The sequence below is a fragment of the Paraburkholderia sp. BL18I3N2 genome (assembly GCF_003001875.1).
Lineage (GTDB): Bacteria > Pseudomonadota > Gammaproteobacteria > Burkholderiales > Burkholderiaceae > Paraburkholderia > Paraburkholderia phytofirmans.
On sequence record NZ_PVNC01000022.1, the window covers coordinates 78,657 to 95,629 of the forward strand.

14 protein-coding genes are annotated in these 16,973 nt (G+C 63.4%); 5 read left to right on the forward strand and 9 right to left on the reverse strand.

Annotated features, from left to right (window positions below):
* Positions 1–7 precede the first annotated feature (7 nt).
* From B0G75_RS34665 to B0G75_RS34680, 4 genes are all read right to left on the reverse strand, one after another.
* A complete protein-coding gene (locus B0G75_RS34665; protein WP_181309412.1) occupies positions 8–2,890 on the reverse strand; it encodes an Hsp70 family protein in 2,883 nt (960 codons plus the stop codon).
* On the reverse strand, positions 2,887–4,746 hold the full coding sequence (locus B0G75_RS34670) for an Hsp70 family protein (RefSeq protein WP_106314324.1): 1,860 nt from the start codon (positions 4,744–4,746) through the stop codon (positions 2,887–2,889). Before B0G75_RS34670 ends, B0G75_RS34665 begins: the two co-directional genes overlap by 4 nt.
* Entirely contained in the window at positions 4,743–5,321 is a 579-nt protein-coding gene (locus B0G75_RS34675; RefSeq protein WP_106314325.1) for a DUF2760 domain-containing protein, read from the reverse strand. Before B0G75_RS34675 ends, B0G75_RS34670 begins: the two co-directional genes overlap by 4 nt.
* Before the next feature lie 330 nt (positions 5,322–5,651).
* On the reverse strand, positions 5,652–6,548 hold the full coding sequence (locus tag B0G75_RS34680; RefSeq protein ID WP_106314326.1) for a LysR family transcriptional regulator: 897 nt from the start codon (positions 6,546–6,548) through the stop codon (positions 5,652–5,654).
* A gap of 133 nt (positions 6,549–6,681) precedes the next feature.
* Between B0G75_RS34680 and B0G75_RS34685 the strand changes: the two genes are divergently transcribed.
* On the forward strand, positions 6,682–7,341 hold the full coding sequence (locus B0G75_RS34685; protein WP_106314327.1) for an NADPH-dependent F420 reductase: 660 nt from the start codon (positions 6,682–6,684) through the stop codon (positions 7,339–7,341).
* A gap of 105 nt (positions 7,342–7,446) precedes the next feature.
* On the opposite strand, the gene B0G75_RS34690 is transcribed toward B0G75_RS34685, so the two are convergent.
* From B0G75_RS34690 to B0G75_RS34700, 3 genes are all read right to left on the reverse strand, one after another.
* A complete protein-coding gene (locus tag B0G75_RS34690) occupies positions 7,447–8,748 on the reverse strand; it encodes an MFS transporter (protein ID WP_106314328.1) in 1,302 nt (433 codons plus the stop codon).
* 76 nt (positions 8,749–8,824) lie between these two features.
* A complete protein-coding gene (locus B0G75_RS34695; RefSeq protein ID WP_106314329.1) occupies positions 8,825–9,598 on the reverse strand; it encodes an enoyl-CoA hydratase/isomerase family protein in 774 nt (257 codons plus the stop codon).
* Positions 9,599–9,657: 59 nt separating this feature from the next.
* Positions 9,658–11,166, reverse strand: coding sequence for an acyl CoA:acetate/3-ketoacid CoA transferase (locus tag B0G75_RS34700; RefSeq protein ID WP_106314330.1), 1,509 nt, complete (start codon positions 11,164–11,166; stop codon positions 9,658–9,660).
* A 387-nt stretch (positions 11,167–11,553) separates the two neighbouring features.
* On the opposite strand from B0G75_RS34700, the gene B0G75_RS34705 reads away from it, so the two are divergent.
* The 4 genes from B0G75_RS34705 (at position 11,554) to B0G75_RS34720 (ending at position 15,188) form a co-directional block, all read left to right on the forward strand.
* On the forward strand, positions 11,554–12,336 hold the full coding sequence (locus B0G75_RS34705) for a 3-ketoacyl-ACP reductase (protein ID WP_106314331.1): 783 nt from the start codon (positions 11,554–11,556) through the stop codon (positions 12,334–12,336).
* A 7-nt stretch (positions 12,337–12,343) separates the two neighbouring features.
* Positions 12,344–13,504 carry a dihydrodipicolinate synthase family protein gene (locus B0G75_RS34710; protein WP_106314332.1) on the forward strand — a complete coding sequence of 387 codons (1,161 nt, stop codon included), beginning with the start codon at positions 12,344–12,346 and terminating at the stop codon, positions 13,502–13,504.
* 63 nt (positions 13,505–13,567) lie between these two features.
* Positions 13,568–14,419, forward strand: coding sequence for a sugar phosphate isomerase/epimerase (locus tag B0G75_RS34715; protein WP_106314333.1), 852 nt, complete (start codon positions 13,568–13,570; stop codon positions 14,417–14,419).
* A gap of 97 nt (positions 14,420–14,516) precedes the next feature.
* Positions 14,517–15,188: a TetR/AcrR family transcriptional regulator gene (locus tag B0G75_RS34720; RefSeq protein ID WP_106314334.1), complete on the forward strand. Its 672-nt coding sequence runs from the start codon at positions 14,517–14,519 to the stop codon at positions 15,186–15,188.
* Between the two features lie 240 nt (positions 15,189–15,428).
* On the opposite strand, the gene B0G75_RS34725 is transcribed toward B0G75_RS34720, so the two are convergent.
* Together B0G75_RS34725 and B0G75_RS34730 are read right to left on the reverse strand one after the other, a co-directional pair.
* A complete protein-coding gene (locus tag B0G75_RS34725; RefSeq protein ID WP_374956938.1) occupies positions 15,429–16,310 on the reverse strand; it encodes a fructose bisphosphate aldolase in 882 nt (293 codons plus the stop codon).
* A 450-nt stretch (positions 16,311–16,760) separates the two neighbouring features.
* Positions 16,761–16,973, reverse strand: a 213-nt coding sequence (locus B0G75_RS34730; protein ID WP_146142568.1) for a TolC family protein, incomplete at its 5' end; no start/stop codon positions are given.

A 16,973-nucleotide genomic window follows, 5' to 3' on the forward strand; every position in this document is an offset into this window, starting at 1 on the left:
GCCAGCCTCAGCTCGCGATCAGCTTCAGCCCCGCCGGCAGCGACTCGCCGAACACGCGGCCTTCGTCGGCGTTATCGAGCTCGACGCTCTCGCTCACCATGGTGATCCACGCGCGCGGCGCGTTAGCCGCTTCGAGGCGGCGCACTACCGCAAGACGCAAGTCTTCGGGCAAGTCTCGCGAACGGTCGCCGGTCATGCGGGCGATCTGCACGGCGGCGAACGCGGCGGGATCGACCTTCTTCCAGTCGAGCGCGAGGATCGCGTTGAGCCATACACCGGCAATCTCCGGCGGCACGACGCTATGCGCACTGCCGTAGAACGGCCGCCGCGCACCGATACGGCCGACCGCCCACCAGCTTTGATGATTCTCAGCGGGTTTTTTCAGACGCGTCAGCACCGACTCGCCGAGTTCGATCTTGCGCTCCACAGGAATGCGTTCGAGCGATGCGCTCAAACGAACCATGTCGGTGAAGCCGGTCTTCGCCACGTCGAACGGCAGCTTGTGACGCGATTGCGCGGCGCCTTGCAGATACGCCATCGCGTCGAGCACGCGCAGCTGCGCGCTCTCGTCGAGGCCGCCGGCGGCGCGACGCCAGAGCGTCCACCATTCCGACCAGACCTGGCTTTCGTTGACGTACTGGATGCCGTCGTCGAACAGCGACCAGAGTTGTTCGACGCGCCATTCGTCGAGCGGATAGCCGAAGCCGGGCCGCACGCAATAGCCGGCCAGATTCAGCCAGAGGCGCTCGTGATCCGCCGAGCGGCGCCGGCGGCGCGCGCGTTCCCACAGCGCGCCGAACAGTTCGCGCAGCAACGCGCTGTTCCAGCTTTCGCGCGGGCCCAGCAGTTGTTCGAGTTGCGAGCGCAGACGTTTGACTTCTTTCGGATCGACTTTCTGCGCGCGCGAGCCGAAGCATCGGTCGATGTGGTCGATCGCCTGATCGAGCGCCGGATGACGGGCCTGCGCGGCATCGTCGGTCAGGTTCACTTGCGCGTGTTCGCGGCGCAACTGGAATTCGAGCAGCCAACGCTGGGTGGGATCGTCCAGTTCGATGCAGTGGACGTCGAGCGTGCCCACTTCGGTGAGCGACGTCGCGATCTGCACCGCGGTTTCGCGCGCACTCTTCGCGCCGCGCGGCTGCACGATGGTCGCGATCGGTGGCAGGCGGACAAAATCGCCGCCGGCGAGATCGATCAGTTCGCCGGGTACATACACCGTATCCGCGCTCGACGAGACAAGGTGAAACCGCACCGGATGCCCGAGACGCAGCGCGAAGGTGCGGTCCGCGATCAGAATCTCGTGGCCTTCTTCCGTGCCGCGCGGCAGCAGGCAGATGCCGCGTTGCACGGGTTCGGCATCGGGCTTGCCGTCGCCGGCTTCGTCGAGCACGAGGAAATAGCTGCGCGGCGAGCCGCCGCCGATTTTCGGCGCGTTGCCGGCGCGCGCGAGCGAATAGGCGACCGCGCCGCGCGCCACGGCCACGTCGGGATTGTCGTTGTGCAGCACGTTGAGCGCTTCGCCGCGCCATGTGCCTAAGGTGCTCGCCAGACGTTGCGTGAGCGCTTCGGCGCGGAATACGCCGCCGTTCAGCAGCAGCGTGTCGGGTACGGGCAACGTTGCTTCGTCCGATGAACCGGAGGGTTCCGCGACGCCCAGCGCCTTGCGTGATTGCGCCGCGAAGCGGCTCAGGAACGCCGCGATATGACGCGTGACCGCGGCATCGGTCGCATAGGGCAGACCGAATTCGACGATCGCGCCACGCGGCCGGCCAGGCCGTTCATGCGACGCCACCGCCGGAAAGAAACCATCGACGATGATCCGCTCGACCTCGTCGCGCGTGACTTGTGCTGTGCGCGCGCCACCTATCAGCTTCGAGCCCGCGCCCAGCAGTGTGATCGACGTGGAGTCGGGCGCCTGCGCGCCGAGCAGTTGTTCCTTGGCGTTGCGGCAACGCTCGACCAGCTGCGACAGGCTCGCCGCCGACAGACGCGCGCGCTCGCCCGGCTGGTTCGAGCCGCCCGGCAACCGCGCTTCCACCAGATGCGCGAGCGCCAGGTCCATGTTGTCGCCGCCGAGCATCAGATGATTGCCCACGCCGATGCGCGTGAGCTGCGGCTCGCCGTCGCGCAGGCCGACTTCGATCAGCGTGAGGTCGGTGGTGCCGCCGCCCACATCGCAGATGAGCACGAGACGCGTGTCCGCGAGTTCGCTTGCGAGCCGCTCGCGATGATGAAACAGCCAGTCGTAGAAGGCCGCTTGCGGCTCTTCCAGCAGCTTCAAAGTATGCAAGCCGGCCATGCGGGCGGCTTCCACGGTCAACGCTCGCGCGCCTTCGTCGAAAGACGCCGGCACTGTCAGCACCACGTCCTGGCGTTCGAGCGGCGCGTCTGGAAACCGCTGATTCCAGGCCGCGCGCACGTGCGCCAGATAGCTCGCGCTGGCTTCGACCGGCGAGACTTTGCGGACGTCGTCGGCGGCGCCCCACGGCAGGATCGGCGCGGTGCGATCCACCGACGCATGCGAGAGCCAGCTCTTCGCGCTCGACACCAGCCGGCCCGGCACCTGAGCGCCAAGCACGCGCGCGAGCCGGCCGATCACGACCGGCTGTGCGTCCTGCGTGGCCTGCTGTGCATCCTTGCGCGCGCCGCTCTGAGCGGCGCCGGACCACGGCAATTGCAGATCGCCGGGGTTCAGTTCGCCTTGCGCTGCCTGATAGCGCACCGAGGGCAGAAGCGGCCGCGCGGCCACTTCGCCGGGGCTCACCAGTTGCTCGATCTCGAAGACGTGGATAAGCGGCGACCCACCCGGCGATCCCGCCTCCGCATAGGCGAGCACCGTGTTGCTGGTGCCGAGATCGATACCGACGCTGTACCGCTTCATCTCAGTCATGCATTCGCGTTGCCGCGCACGTCGAACTCGACCTTCCAGCGCTCGTCGGTGCCGCGCGGCACGGCTTCGAGTTCGAGTGTGCCCGCTTCGGTGACGCGCGCGTGCAGCTTGACCGGCACGACTTCACCGGCGTTGCGGCCGGAGGCGGGCAATGTCGCCTGAATCTCCTCGAGTTCCTGCAATTCCTCGGGACCCCAGAAGTCGAGCAGCGTGCCGACCTGATCCTGACGGCGCACCGACGACCCGAAGAAGCGGAAGTGCACCGGCTCGCCGACCACGAGTCCGAATTCCTGCGCGGGCAGCTCGGCCTCGGTGCCTTCCTCCATGCCGAACGGCGCGACGCACAGCGCCTGGATCGGCGGTTCGAGACCGGGCACGGCGGGCATCGCCGATTCGATCGCGATGTAATACGCGCGCGCCGTGCCGCCGCGAATCCGCACGCCGCGGCCGCGTCGCACGTAGCCGTAATAGGCCGCGCCGCGCGCCACGGCGAGATCGAGATCGGCGCCTTCGAGCAGCCGCGCCGGCGCCGCGCCTTCCGCGGCGAGCCAGTTGTTCAGCGTGCCCATGATCCGTTCGACCAGCAGCGGCGATTTGAACACGCCGCCGTTGAACAGCACCGCCGTGGGATGCAGGAAGCTCGCATTCTCAGCGGCCGCGATGCCGCTCGTTCCCGCCAGCTCCGCGAGCGCGCCCACTTGACGGCCGAGGAACGCCGCCAGATGACGCGTGATGCCGGCGTCCTGCGCATACGGCAGGCCGAGCTGCGTCAGCCCGGCGCGCGCGCGGCTCACCGGACGCGCGGCGCTGTCCACCTGCGGGAAGAAGCCTTCGAGGATCGTCTGGGTCAATTCGGCGCGCGTGAGCTCGGTGCGGATCGAGCCGCCGATCAGCTTCGAGCCGCGGCTCGGCACGACGAGCGGCACGGTATCGGTGGCCGGATCGCTGAGCAGCGTTTCCTTGGCCGAGCGGCACGCGTAGGTGAGGGCGCGCAACTGCCACGCGTCGGCCTGGGTGCCTGCCGCGGCCAGCTTGCGCGCGACCACGTGCGCGAGCGCGAGGTCCATGTTGTCGCCGCCGAGCAGAATGTGTTCGCCGACCGCGACGCGATGCAGTTCGAGATTGCCTTCGCGCTCGATCACGGCGATCAGCGAGAGGTCGGTCGTGCCGCCGCCCACATCGACCACGAGGATGATGTCGCCGATCTTGACCTGCTTGCGCCAGTCGCCGCCGCTCTTCTGGATCCAGCTATACAGCGCGGCCTGCGGTTCTTCGAGCAGCGTCATGCGGCCGAAGCCCGCGGCCTCGGCGGCTTCGGCGGTCAGTTCGCGCGCGGCCGGATCGAACGATGCGGGGATCGTCACCGTGATGTCCTGCTCGCTGAACGGCGCGTCGGGATGCGCGTGGTCCCAGGCTTCGCGCAAGTGCGTCAGATAACGCACCGAGCTTTCGAGCGGCGAGACGCGCGCGACTTCGGGCGGCGCGTCGTTGGGCAGAATCGCCGCGCGCCGGTCGACGCCCGGATGGCACAGCCAGCTCTTCGCGCTCGACACGAGCCGGATCGGCGTGGCCGCGCCGCGGCTGCGGGCGAATTCACCGACGGCGAATTCGCGCTGGCCGGTCCACGGCAGATAGAGGTCGCCCGAGGCGAGTTCGTCAGGATGCGGCAGATAGAGGAACGAGGGCAGCAGATCGAGGTTGTCGATCGCGCCGGGGCCCGTGAGCTGCGCGATCGGCAGCACGCCTTGCGAGGTCTTTTCGCCGTCGCTGGCGCTCGTGTCCACATAGGACAGCGCGCAGTGCGTGGTGCCCAGATCGATGCCGATGGCGTAGCGTGATTGGCGTGCGTCGCTCATAGCTCCACCTCGGCCGGTGCGATCACTTTCGCGTTGTGGCTGTCCGCGAGCTTCGGCAGACGCACTTCGTCGACGCGCCAGCCGCGATGGCTGATGCTGCCGTTGAACGGGGCCTTGCCGACGACATTGCCGGTCAGGCGAATCGAGGCCGCATCGAAACCTTCGGCCAGCGTGACGCGGCTGCCTTCGGCTTCGTCGCGCACCGGGCGGATCGTGAAATGCTCGCGCAGCGTCGCGCGGCAACCGTCGTGCACGAGGCGCGCGGCCGCGCCGATATCGGCGTCGCTGTAGCTCTTGATGTCTTCCTCGACGAAATCGATGAAACGCGCGTCGCGTTGCAGCAGGCCGAGCAGTTGCAAGGCGGCGTCGGGGCTTGCTTCCTTCAGGACGGGCGCGGGTTGCGGCGCGGGTGCTGGCGCCGGCGTGGGAGCCGGGGCGGGCGCGGCGCTGGCGGCAACGCCGCCGTCACGCAGGCGCAGCACGCCGGCGGCGAATTCGCCATCGCCGAGGATGCGGAAGAACGTGCCCACGGCCAGCGAAATCCTGCCGAGGAAGGATGGGTTCGAATCGGTCATAAATGCTCCTGAGGTGCTCTGTTAGAGGACGAGCTGTCCTGGCTGCGCCGCACGCGGCCGGCCGCTGGAGCCCCGTTGGGCATGAACGGGCGGTCGTCGTGCGAGTTTGCTAAGGCCGTCGGCATGCGTGCCGCCGGCGTCTGATTTACCGGGATGCGCGGCGCGGCTGGCGCGCGCAAAACCCGTATTTTGCCTTGTGGCGAGCCCGAAGCGGGCAAAGGCGGCCATTCTAGCGGGCAATGCGGCGAGATTGGCGGCTTGTCATGGGCGTGTGGTGAGCATTTCCGTGCAGCTCGTTCGCGCGATGTTCGTGGGATCTTCACGCATGGTTCACGCATTGTGCGGGCCGAATTCGGCGACCACCTGGTCGATGAACGCACGCAATTTCGGCGTGACGCGGCTGGCCGGGAATACCAGATGCATCGGCCGCGCGGTCGCCTCGTAGCCGGTCAGCAGGCGCACGAGGCGGCCGGCCGCGAGTTCGTCCCTGACCGCGACTTCGGGGGCGAGCATCACGCCGCCGCCGTTGAGCGCGGCGGCCAGCAGCGCCTTCACGTCGTTGGCCTCGAAGCGGCCGGCAATCGGCACCGCCTGTTCGCCTTGTGCATCGGCGAAACGCCATTCGGTATCGGCCGGCATGCTCGTGTAGGCGAAGCTCAGACACTCGTGGGCCGTCAGTTCCTGCGGCGTGCGCGGTTCGCCGCGTTCCGCCAGATAGCCGGGCGATGCACACGCGACCAGCCGGTATGGCATCAACGGCCGCGCGATCAACGACGAATCCGACAGCGCGCCAAGGCGGATCGCGGCCTCGTAACCCTCATCGATCAGATCGACGAAACGGTCCGTCAATGTCAACTCGACGCGCACCTCGGGATGCGCTTTCAGATAGTGCGCGATCAGCGGCGCGAGACAGCAGGCGCCGAACGTGACGGGCGCGGTGATGCGCAGGCGTCCGCGCGGCGACGCCGACAGTTCCTGAGCGACCGACTCCGCCGCCGCCGCGTCGGCGAGCAGCGCCTTGCAGCGCTCGTAGAAGATCTGGCCGATTTCGGTGAGGCTCTGGCGGCGCGTGGTGCGGTTCAGCAGCCGGGCGCCGACGCGCTCTTCGAGCGTGCTCACGTGCTTGCCGGCCATCTGCGACGAAATGCCGAAGGCGAGCGCCGCCGCGGCGAACGAGCCGCTGTCGGCCGTTTTGACGAAGATCGCCATGCTGGTCAGTCGATCCATGATTCCCTATTCCTGCTTTCGACAGTCGTCGAACTGCGCATGTTTATCCCGTTTGAGTTTTGAATCATAGTGGTTCTCACCGGCGAGCGTGGGCTCGACGGAGCGATCCCCGGACATGCATGGAGTGTGAAAGATGAAGATAGGTATTCTCGGCGCCGGCTTTATCGGCCGCGCGATGGCGACTTTGGCGAAGCAGAACGGTCACGAAGTCATGATCAGCAATTCCCGCGATCCGCGGACCTTGATCAGCACGGCTGCGGCGCTCGGTTGCGCGCTCGGCACGGCGCAGGAGGCGGCGAGGTTCGGCGAAGTGGTCGTGGTCGCCGTGCCGTTCAGCAGCATCGACGCGCTGCCGGCGGCGGCGCTCGACGGCAAGATCGTGATCGACACCTGCAATCATTATCCCGAGCGCGACGGCCAGATCGAGGCGCTCGCCAGCCACGCCACGACCACCAGCCAGCTGCTCGCCGCCGCCTTGCCGGGCGCTCGCGTGGTGAAAGCCTTTAACGCGATTCTGGCGAGGGACCTCGAAACGGATGGCTCAGCGCCGCATACGCCGAAGCGTCGCGCGCTGCCGTTTGCCGGTGACGATGAATCGGCCAAACGCGTCGTGAGCGAACTGCTGGATCAGTTCGGTTTCGATCCCGTCGACGCGGGCGCGCTGGCGGACAGTTGGCGCTTCGAGCGCGCCAAGCCGGTGTATTGCATTCCGCTCGATCGAGCCGGCATGCTGGAAGGATTGGCTGCGGCACAGCGGCATGTGGAGTTGCCGCATGGGTCGTGGCGGCATTGATTGGCGCACGGGCAGTTCAGCCCGAAGAGAGCCTTCAGCTTGCCGGTCCAACGTATAGACGAACTATGCGCGGGCGCGAACCCCACGCTCCCGCGCCTGATCGATTTAGCCGCTCGTAGTAGCCGACAGTTGCGTCATATCCACTGCCGTGCTGGATGCGCGGATCGCGCGCATCGCCACCCATGCCACCAGATATGCCGACCCGCAGATGACGAACAGGATGTTATAGCCGGCATTGATCTGGCCAAGCAATTTGAAATGGTCGAGCAGCGTGCCGACCAGCAAAGGAAACAGCGTCGCGCCCAAGGCGCCGGCCAGCCCCCCGATCCCCACAACCGAGCCGACAGCCGCCTTCGGGAACATGTCTGAAGCGGTCGTGAAAAGGTTGGCCGACCACCCCTGATGCGCTGCCGCAGCCAGACTGAGGAGGCCCACCATCGCCCACATGTTATCGATCCACGGTGAGAAAGCGATCGGCGTGACCAGAAACGCAAGTCCGAGCATCGTGGTTTGACGCGCCTTCGTGACCGGCCAGCCTCGCTCGATCAGTGCAGAGGAAATCCAGCCGCCGCCGATGCTGCCGATCGAAGTAGCAACGTAGACGATGACAAGTGGCAGACCGAGATTCTTCAGGTCGAGATGAAACAGCGAGTTGAAGTAGGACGGCAGCCAGAAGAGCATGAACCACCAGATGGGGTCGGTGAGAAGTTTGCCCGCGAAAAAAGCCCACGTGGGACGCAGCTTCAATAGCGAGAACCAGTGCACCCGCGCGGCCGGAGAAGCCGGCACCGGGTCGTCGTTGATGTACTCGATTTCAGATCTGGACACCTTCCCGTGTTTCAGCGGGGCCTGGTACATCACGTACCAGAAGCCAAGCCAGATGAAGCCCGTCAGACCGGTGATCAGGAAAGCCGCTTCCCAGCCATACGTCGCGGCAAGCCACGGAACGACGGCGGGCGCGGCAACGGCACCGATACTCGTACCGGAAGTGAGGATCCCGACGGCCAGGGCCTGTTCCTTGCGCGGGAACCATTCGGATACGGTCTTGACCGCGCAGGGAAAGCTGCCCGACTCTGAAAGACCCAGCAAGGCGCGCATGACTCCGAACCCGAACGTGCTGCGCACGAGAGCATGGCCGCACGCGGCAATGCTCCAGAGCAGAACACAGACGCCATAGCCGAGCTTCACGCCGACCCTGTCAACGAGCTTGCCCGAAAGGAGCATGCCGATCGCGTAACAGCCGGTGAAAACGATGACGATGTAACTGTACTGGGTTTCCGACCAGTCGAATTGCAGCGCAAGTACAGGCTTGAGCAGCCCGAGAACCTGCCGGTCCAGATAATTGATCGTGGTCGCGAAGAACAGCAGAGCGCAAATGCGCCACCGGTAATTTGAACGATCTTCCATGAAGTACTCCTGTCTCCTGATATGCGCTTGCGCAGGTTAGCGACTGCGCTGACGCGTTGGTTTGCACTGTCGCTGGTCAATTGAACTTTGCCTCGCGTTTTTCCCGGAACGCTGCCACGCCTTCGATTGCATCGGGCGATGCTTTGCAGACTGAAGCGGCGAATTCGTGGGCGTATTCGGGCTGACCGGTTTCCATCATCCGGACAAGCCTCTTGCCGACCGACAGCGAAGTTCGTGAGCGCTTCTGCAAGGTGTCGCAGACAGCGTCGATTCGTTGCTGAAGTTCGTCCGGCTGCAGGGCTTCATTGACAATTCCCCACTGCGCGGCGCGACTGGCCGTGATGGAATCTCCGAGCAGGATCAGTTCGCGCGTGCGCGTCGCCCCTACGAGCTCAACGAGTCGCGCACATCCCATCCATCCCGGGATGGCGCCCACCGATGACTCGGGGAAACCTACCTTCGCATCGACGCTCGCGTAACGGAGATCGCAGGCCAACGCCAGTTCAAAGCCGCCTCCTAGCGCGCTGGCGGAAAGCACGGCGATGGTGGGTTTGTCCAGCTCCGCAAGTCTGCGGAACACGCGGTTTCCTTCCCGGATGAACCGGGAGCCCATTTTCGCGGCTTCGAGGTCACCCCATTCATTAATGTCCGCGCCGCTGCAAAAAAAACGCTGACTCGATGTCTCGAGTTTCAGCACGCGTACTTCATCGTTACGCTCGACGCTCGCAATCGCGTGCTCGATCTGTTCGAGCATGTGAATCGTCAATGCGTTATGGCGTGAAACTCGATTGAGCGTGATGGTTGCAACACACCCGCTGATGTTGAAGAGAACGTCGGAATTCGACTGCATGTAGGCACCCGGTTTTTTAAGGAGAAGAACAACCCTTGTATCGCGATCGACGAGGTCGGTTACTGTGCGGCCTCGGCTTCAAGGAGGTGCTCATCGACTACGGGCGTGAACTCCATGCGCGACAGGACATCCTTGTGGACGTCGATGCCCCTGGCCACCTCGATCAGACGAACCCCAAGCGGATCGAGCTTGAACACGGCACGCTCCGTGATGTACAGAACCTCTTTGCCTTCGAGTCGGGCCTGAACCCCGCTAAAGGTCACGTGGCGAACCTTTTTCACCGCCTTGGGAACGGAACCGGGGCAGACAATCTCAAGCGTTCCTTCCTGCCGACTGACCTTCAGCCCTTTCGCTTCGAATGCGCCGCAGAACACGATCTTTTTGGCGCCTTGAGCGATGTCCATGAATCCGCCCGGTCCGACAACGGTGCTGCCCAGTTTCGAGACATTGACGTTGCCTTCTTCGTCGAATTCCCCCATGCCGAGGAACGTGACGTCGATACCGCCGCCGCTGTAAAAATCGAACTGGTCGACGCTCGGCACGATGGCGTCCGCATTGCGGGCTGTGCCGAACATCGCGCCGTCTAGCATGGATCCGCGATGGATGCCCTGTTCGACCGAGCCCCAGTACTGGCCGCCTCGTCCTTGCCGCGAGAGCACGGCAGGGATTGCACCGGGAAAACCAAAACCGAAGTTCACCGACCGGTCCACGCCCAGTTCCTGAGCGGCGCGTTCAGCAACAAAGAGACGCATGCCTTCCGGCATTTCCATCTCCGCATCCGCACCATGGGCTTCACCGCTCAACGTCGGGTCGTAATCACTAATGGCGCACTGGCGCTGGCTACCTGTCTCGACAAGTTGATCGACCATTACGCCGGGGACTCGCACGAGACGCGCAAGTACGTGGTCGGCAGACTTCGCCTTGACTTGCGCGATGACCTTTCCGCCGCTGTTGTGCGCAGCCAGTGCGACCGCGTAGATGTCGAGATCGGCCGGCTCACGTTGGGTGGTGAGATTCCCGCGGTCGTCGGCCGACGACGCCATGACGAGGGCGAAGTCGATCCTGAACGGCTTGAAGCGCAGATACTCTTCGCCACCGACGTTGACGAGTTCTACGAGATCCTCAGTCGTCGCCGCATTGAGTTTGCCGCCGTCGAGCCGGGGATCGACAAAAGTTCGCAGGCCAACTCGCGTAATCACGCCTGGGCGCCCAGCCCCGATTTCGCGGAACAGGGTTGCGATGACGCCACCAGGAAAGCTGTAAGCCTCGATCTGGCCGCTTTCAGCCAGTTTCTGCATTTCCGATGACCACACCCAGTGGCCGCCAATGACGCGCTTGACCATGCCGGCGTGCGCGAGCCTGCCGAGGCCGCTGCCTTGTCCGTCTCCAACACCGAGGGCATGGACAACTGTCAGATTTCGCGGGTGCCCGCTCTCGAGATACCGCGCTTCAATTGCGGCGAGTAGGGCGTCCGGTTCGAGCAGGCCGCCACCGGAACCGGTGATCGCAATCGTCGCACCGTCAAAGATTGAAGCGGCAACCGCTTCAGCGCTCGTCCATTTGTCCACCGTGCCTCCTTGTCATAAATTCGCATCGGTTCTGGTCTAAACCGAACTGAATCGTTACTTGTTTATAATGGTGGCACATGACTCGACGAGGTTCAAGAAATTGTGGCTTGTGGTCGGGTTTACGACAGGTTGCTGGCTGCTTCGGCTGGACTGTGCAGTGCTTCAAAGAACGCTAAAGTGTGGCGATGGAAGTGAAATTATTCAAGGACAATGGAGCGTGTGTCGATCACTGATGGGTCCCGAGTCGTCCAGTGGCCTGGTGAAAACCCTTTTGACGGCGATCGCTTGAACGTATTAAAGTAGAACCGAGTCGTTACTTAACTTATTTACCGGTGATTCATGCCGTGGACTCGAATTCATCTCGACCTAACGCAGGAGGAAGCACCCATGCCACAACGCCCGATCGCGCTCGTAACAGGCGCCCGACGGGGAATCGGCCGGGCCATCGCGCTCGAACTCGCGGATGCCGGTTTCGACATCGCGCTGACCGACGTGAGCGCGTCCGACGAACTCGACAGCGTGCGCCACGCCGTCCAGCAACGAGGCGCACGAGCAGCGACGTTCGTCTCCGATCTGGCCCGCATCGAGACTCATGAAACCTTGCTGCAGTCGGTCGAGGACGCGCTTGGAGCAGTCACGTGCCTTGTCAACAATGCGGGTGTCTCGGTCATGTCGCGTGGCGACTTGCTGAACGTCACACCCGAAAGCTATGACCGATGCCTCGGAGTGAACACGCGCGGCACGTTCTTCCTGATGCAGGCATTTGGCAGGAGGGCCGAGCAGGCGGCGCGAGCGGGCGCCGCGGCCGGCACCTCCCGTTCGATCATCACGATCACGTCGTCTAACGCAGTCGCGGCGTCGATACAGCGCGGCGAGTATTGCGTATCGAAAGCCGGCCTATCCATGGCAACGACGCTTTTCTCGGTGCGCCTCGCCGAGGTCGGCGTGCGCGTCTACGAAGTGCAGCCGGGCTTCATCGAAACCGAGATGACATCTCCATCCAAAGCGCGCTACGACGCGCAAATGGAGAGCGGGCTAACCACCATCAAACGATGGGGTACGCCTCAGGAGGTGGCGACCGTCGTGCGCACCCTCGCGACAGACTGTCTCCCCTATAGCGTTGGCCAGGCGATTCGCGTAGACGGTGGCCTGCTCGTTCACAAGTACTGAGTCAATCATGCAAATCAATCTTCCCGGTAGTGACGGTCAAACGTACGAATATCTCGTCAGAGGCACGCCTCTCGCGCCCGTGCGTCCCGCCAGACCATTCACGCGGATCGCTTACTCGGCGGCGCATGTCGTTGCGGACCCGCTGCGCGCCGGCGAACTGAATCACCCTTGCGCAATCGACTGGACCCGCACGATCGAATACCGCCGCTATCTGCTCGAGCAGGGTCTGGGCATCGCAGAAGCAATGGATACGGCACAGCGGGGCATGGGACTTTCATGGCCGCAAGCCCGCGAGCTTGTTGTGCGCACCCTTGCAGAAACACGAGACATTTCTGGAGCGCTTATCGCTTCAGGTTGCGGTACGGATCACCTGCTGCCCGGCGAAGCGACGACGTGCGACGACGTGATTCGTGCCTACGCAATGCAGATCGCCGAAGTGCAGCGTGCGGGAGGCCGGATCATCCTGATGGCGAGCCGCGCATTGGCTCGGGTCGCGCGCGGTGCGAGCGACTACCTCCGTGTATATCGCGAAGTGCTGTCGATGTGCGAGCAGCCGGTGATCCTGCATTGGCTGGGCGAAGCATTCGATCCGGAGCTGGCGGGCTATTGGGGGCATGCGAGTTTCAAAGACGCTGCGAACGTCTGCCTCGAAGCTATCGCGACGAGCAGCGCCAAGGTGGACGGGATCAAAATCTCTTTGCTCGACGATGCGAAGGAAATCGCATTCCGGCGCCGCTTGCCCGCATCCGTGAAGATGTACACCGGCGACGACTTCAATTACCCCGAGTTGATCGCCGGTGACGAGGCGGGCTATTCACACGCGCTCCTCGGCATATTCGATGCCATTGCCCCGGCCGCGTCGCAGGCGCTGGCCGCGCTGGCTGACAACGACCGCGCCCGTTACGAACGGCTGCTCGTGCCGACCGTGCCCCTGTCGCGCCATATCTTCCGCACGCCGACGCAGTACTACAAGACCGGCGTCGTGTTTCTTGCCTACCTGAACGGGTTCCAGCCTCACTTCTTCATGCTCGGCGGCCACCACGGCATGCGGCCGCCAGTCTACCTGGCGGATGTGTTTCGCCTCGCCGACGAAGCGAATCTGCTGCTCGATCCGGAAGTCGCGGTTCACCGGATGCGCAACGTCATGACGACGTTTGGCATCGCCTGATCCTCACTACGCTTTTGGGCGTCGCTTTCGGAGGGCGTCCTTTCTTCTGGACCGGAACTCATCATGGACTCACTGCGCGGGCGACTCGATCGCTGCTCGATCAATACGGCCACGCTAGGCCATCGCGAACCCCTGAGCCTGACGATCGACCGCATTGCGCGTGCCGGTTTCGGCGGCGTCGCTCCATGGCGGCACGAACTCGACGCGGCCAATCTCGACGATATTGCGAAGCAGATACGCGCTCTCGAACTGACGGTCACTGGCTACTGCCGCTCGACCTATTTTCCTGCGGATACCGCAGCGGAAAGGGCTGCCGCAATCGAGTCCAACGTGAACGCGTTGCGGCAGGCCGCGCAAATCGGCGCGCAATGTTTCGTGCTGGTCGTCGGCGGTCTGCCGGCCGGCAGCCGCGATCTGTCGGCCGCACGCGAGCAGGTGGCGGAAGGCGTCGCTGCACTTTGCGGCGAGGCACGCAGGCTTGGTGTCCGACTTGCCATTGAACCGCTGCATCCGATGTACGCGGCCGACCGTTCGGTAATCAATACGATCAGTCAGGCACTGGCGTTGTGTCAGGTCATCGAACCGGATGGCGCGGACGTGTTGGGCATCGCCATAGATATCTACCACTGCTGGTGGGATCCGCAACTCGCCGAATCGATACAGGCGGCGGGCGACGCACAGCGGATCTTCGCCTATCACGTGTCCGACTGGCTGCCCAATACCCGCGATATGCTTCTCGATCGCGGAATGATGGGTGACGGGGTGGTGGACCTCGAACACATCCGCGGACTTGTCGAGCATGCCGGCTATCGTGGCCTCGTCGAAGTCGAAATCTTTTCGAAGGAGCGCTGGTGGACTACTGCGCCTGACGAGGTTCTGCAGATGTGTGCCGGCCGCCTGCAGTCCGTCTGCTAGAAGCGGCTGTGCGCCGGTTAAGAGTAATGTCGGTGGGGGCGACGCGGGTGGTGTAAAGTTCTGGAACCTGTTTCACGAATAAAGCAAGGTTGAAGCAATGTCCACCATGTCCGCGACCGAAAAGAAAACGCGCTTGCCGGAGCGTTCCACGAAAATGCGGGACCCGGTCCAGACCCAGATCAAGATCCTGGCGGCAGCCAAGGCGGAGTTCGCGAAAGTGGGGCTAGGCGGTGCCCGGATCGACACGATCGCGGAAAAGGCCGGCGTCAACAAGCGGATGATCTATGAGTACTTCGAGGGAAAGGACCAGTTGTTCCAGGCTGTCCTCGAAGACGCGTGGGCCGAAATTCGTACCGCGGAGAACAGGTTGCAACTCGACGCGCTACCTCCGGTGGAAGCCATCAGGCAATTGATGATTTTCACGTGGGAGTACTACCTCAGTCATCCGGAATTCATTTCTCTGGTGAACAGCGCAAATCTGCATGAGGCCCGTCACGTGAAGAAATCACGGCGGTTTCATGAACTGCACGGCGGTTTCATCGACATGCTGCAGCGTATCCTCGACCGGGGCGTCGCTACGGGGGATTTCCGGCCCGGTGTCGACCCGCGGCAGCTGCATCTGACGCTCGCGGCGGTCGGCTATTACTACCTGAATAACCGCCACACCGGTGAAGTGATTTTCGGTTTTGACTTCATGTCGAAAGAGGCGCGTGAGGCACGGCTCGAATTCAATATCGATACCGTGCTCAGCGTCCTGCGTCCGCGGTAAGCGCCGCCAGGCTGCCGTCGACACGGGCCGACGACGCCAACCATCGGCGAAAAAAGATCGGAACAAATTCTGGCAAGTCTCGCGGACGAACTACCACTCCGCTTCACTATGACGACGATACAGCGCCTGATTAATGCGAGGCCGCGCGCTTTATCCGGCCATGAGGCCGGATAAAGCAACCCGTTCACCTTCGACGGACCCGGGCCTTGATGCGCCCGGCGCCGTCTCCCGAAAGCCGCTTCAAACCTTGACGACAGAGGCCTGATAGATCTCGTCGACGGCCTTCTCGAGCGCTGCGTTGAATTCGCTGTCGCTCATCGATTCCTTGAGCTCGTTGATCAACGCCCTCGAAAAGCTGGCGATCATGCCGTGATTCGACGCGAGCCGTTGACACGCGTCGGCGCGCGTGTAGCCTCCGGACAGCGCCACCACCCGTGCGACACGCGGGTGTTCGATCAGCGGACGATAGAAGTCCGCCGCATCGGGTATGGTCAGCTTGAGCATCACGCGGCGGCTATCCGGCAACGCGTCGAGACCTTTGATCAGTTCGGCGCGCAGGGTGGCTTCCGCGCCGGGCTTGTCCGGACTCTTGATCGAAACCTCGGGTTCGAGGATCGGCAGGAGGCCGTGCGCGTCGATCTGCGCCGCCAGTTCGAACTGTTGCTTGACGATCGAAGCGATCCCGGTTTGCGAATTCAGATTGATCACCGACCGCATCTTGGTGCCGCAGATGCCGAGCTTCACGGCCCGCGCAAGCAGGTCGTCCAGGCCGGGAATGGGCTTCATCAACTGGACACCGTCGGCTTCGGCTTGCAGGCCCTTGTCGACCTTCAGGAACGGTACGACGCCGCGCTCTTCCCACAGGAAGGCCGGAACGGGTTTGCCCTGGGCCTGTCCGTCCATGGTCGCTTCGAACAGGATGGCGCCGATGATCTTGTCCCCCGTAAAGGCGGGCGCCGTGATGATGCGCACGCGCATCTCGTGTATCAGTTTGAACATCTCGGCGTCACCGTTGTAGGCGGTCTCCGGGATGCCGTAGAGCCGCAGTGCGCCAGGGGTCGATCCGCCGCTCTGGTCCAACGCGGCAAAAAATCCCTGTTTTTCACAAACTTGCGCCAGCATCTTTTCATCAGCCACGATCGTCTCCCTCTCTTTCACAGTGGAATATCGAACCGGCACGTCCGCTCGCGACGCGTCGAGTTGCATACGTTCAGTGTCACGATGTTAATGCAAATGTGAGATTTGACGAAAAAATGGTCGCGGCGCGGCCGTTGCCTTGCTCCGGCTTTGTTCCGGCACGGCGTTCAGGCGATCGACGCCGCATATGCTCCGGGTGTGGCGCGACGCGATGACCGCACCGTTCGAAAGAGAAGAATCATGTCGTTTCTCGTAGCGACCGGCATGCAAACGGTATTTAAGCGGGGGGATTGGTAGCGATCCTTCTGAACTGCCTTGCGCTGATGCACCGCTCGCGGCCGGTTCTCTTTGAGATCGCAGTGTTACCGATCATCGTGTGCAGTATTCGCGAAAGGCGGTTCGCCCCGAAGGGGCGAACAGGTTCGTGCTCACGAATCAATGAGGACTGTCCTGCCTGGCATACGTCGATTCCCATCCACCACCGAGCACCTTGCACAGCGTGATGAGGTTCGCGTCAGCGTCGGCCTTGCTCCGTTCGAGATTACTCTGCGCGTCGAGCAACTGTTTCTGCACGTTCAGCACGTCGAGGAAATCCACCGCACCTGCCTTGTACCGTTGCTGCGCAATCGACAGCGCGCGCTGGTTCAG

Coding starts and splice junctions, on each gene's coding strand:
- B0G75_RS34715 (WP_106314333.1), top strand. CDS start 13,568: ATGGACTCACTGCGCGGGCGACTCGATCGCTGCTCGATCAATACGGCC.
- B0G75_RS34705 (WP_106314331.1), top strand. CDS start 11,554: ATGCCACAACGCCCGATCGCGCTCGTAACAGGCGCCCGACGGGGAATC.
- B0G75_RS34670 (WP_106314324.1), bottom strand. CDS start 4,746: ATGAGCGACGCACGCCAATCACGCTACGCCATCGGCATCGATCTGGGC.
- B0G75_RS34680 (WP_106314326.1), bottom strand. CDS start 6,548: ATGGATCGACTGACCAGCATGGCGATCTTCGTCAAAACGGCCGACAGC.
- B0G75_RS34710 (WP_106314332.1), top strand. CDS start 12,344: ATGCAAATCAATCTTCCCGGTAGTGACGGTCAAACGTACGAATATCTC.
- B0G75_RS34725 (WP_374956938.1), bottom strand. CDS start 16,310: ATGCTGGCGCAAGTTTGTGAAAAACAGGGATTTTTTGCCGCGTTGGAC.
- B0G75_RS34665 (WP_181309412.1), bottom strand. CDS start 2,890: ATGACTGAGATGAAGCGGTACAGCGTCGGTATCGATCTCGGCACCAGC.
- B0G75_RS34690 (WP_106314328.1), bottom strand. CDS start 8,748: ATGGAAGATCGTTCAAATTACCGGTGGCGCATTTGCGCTCTGCTGTTC.
- B0G75_RS34685 (WP_106314327.1), top strand. CDS start 6,682: ATGAAGATAGGTATTCTCGGCGCCGGCTTTATCGGCCGCGCGATGGCG.
- B0G75_RS34720 (WP_106314334.1), top strand. CDS start 14,517: ATGTCCACCATGTCCGCGACCGAAAAGAAAACGCGCTTGCCGGAGCGT.
- B0G75_RS34675 (WP_106314325.1), bottom strand. CDS start 5,321: ATGACCGATTCGAACCCATCCTTCCTCGGCAGGATTTCGCTGGCCGTG.
- B0G75_RS34695 (WP_106314329.1), bottom strand. CDS start 9,598: ATGCAGTCGAATTCCGACGTTCTCTTCAACATCAGCGGGTGTGTTGCA.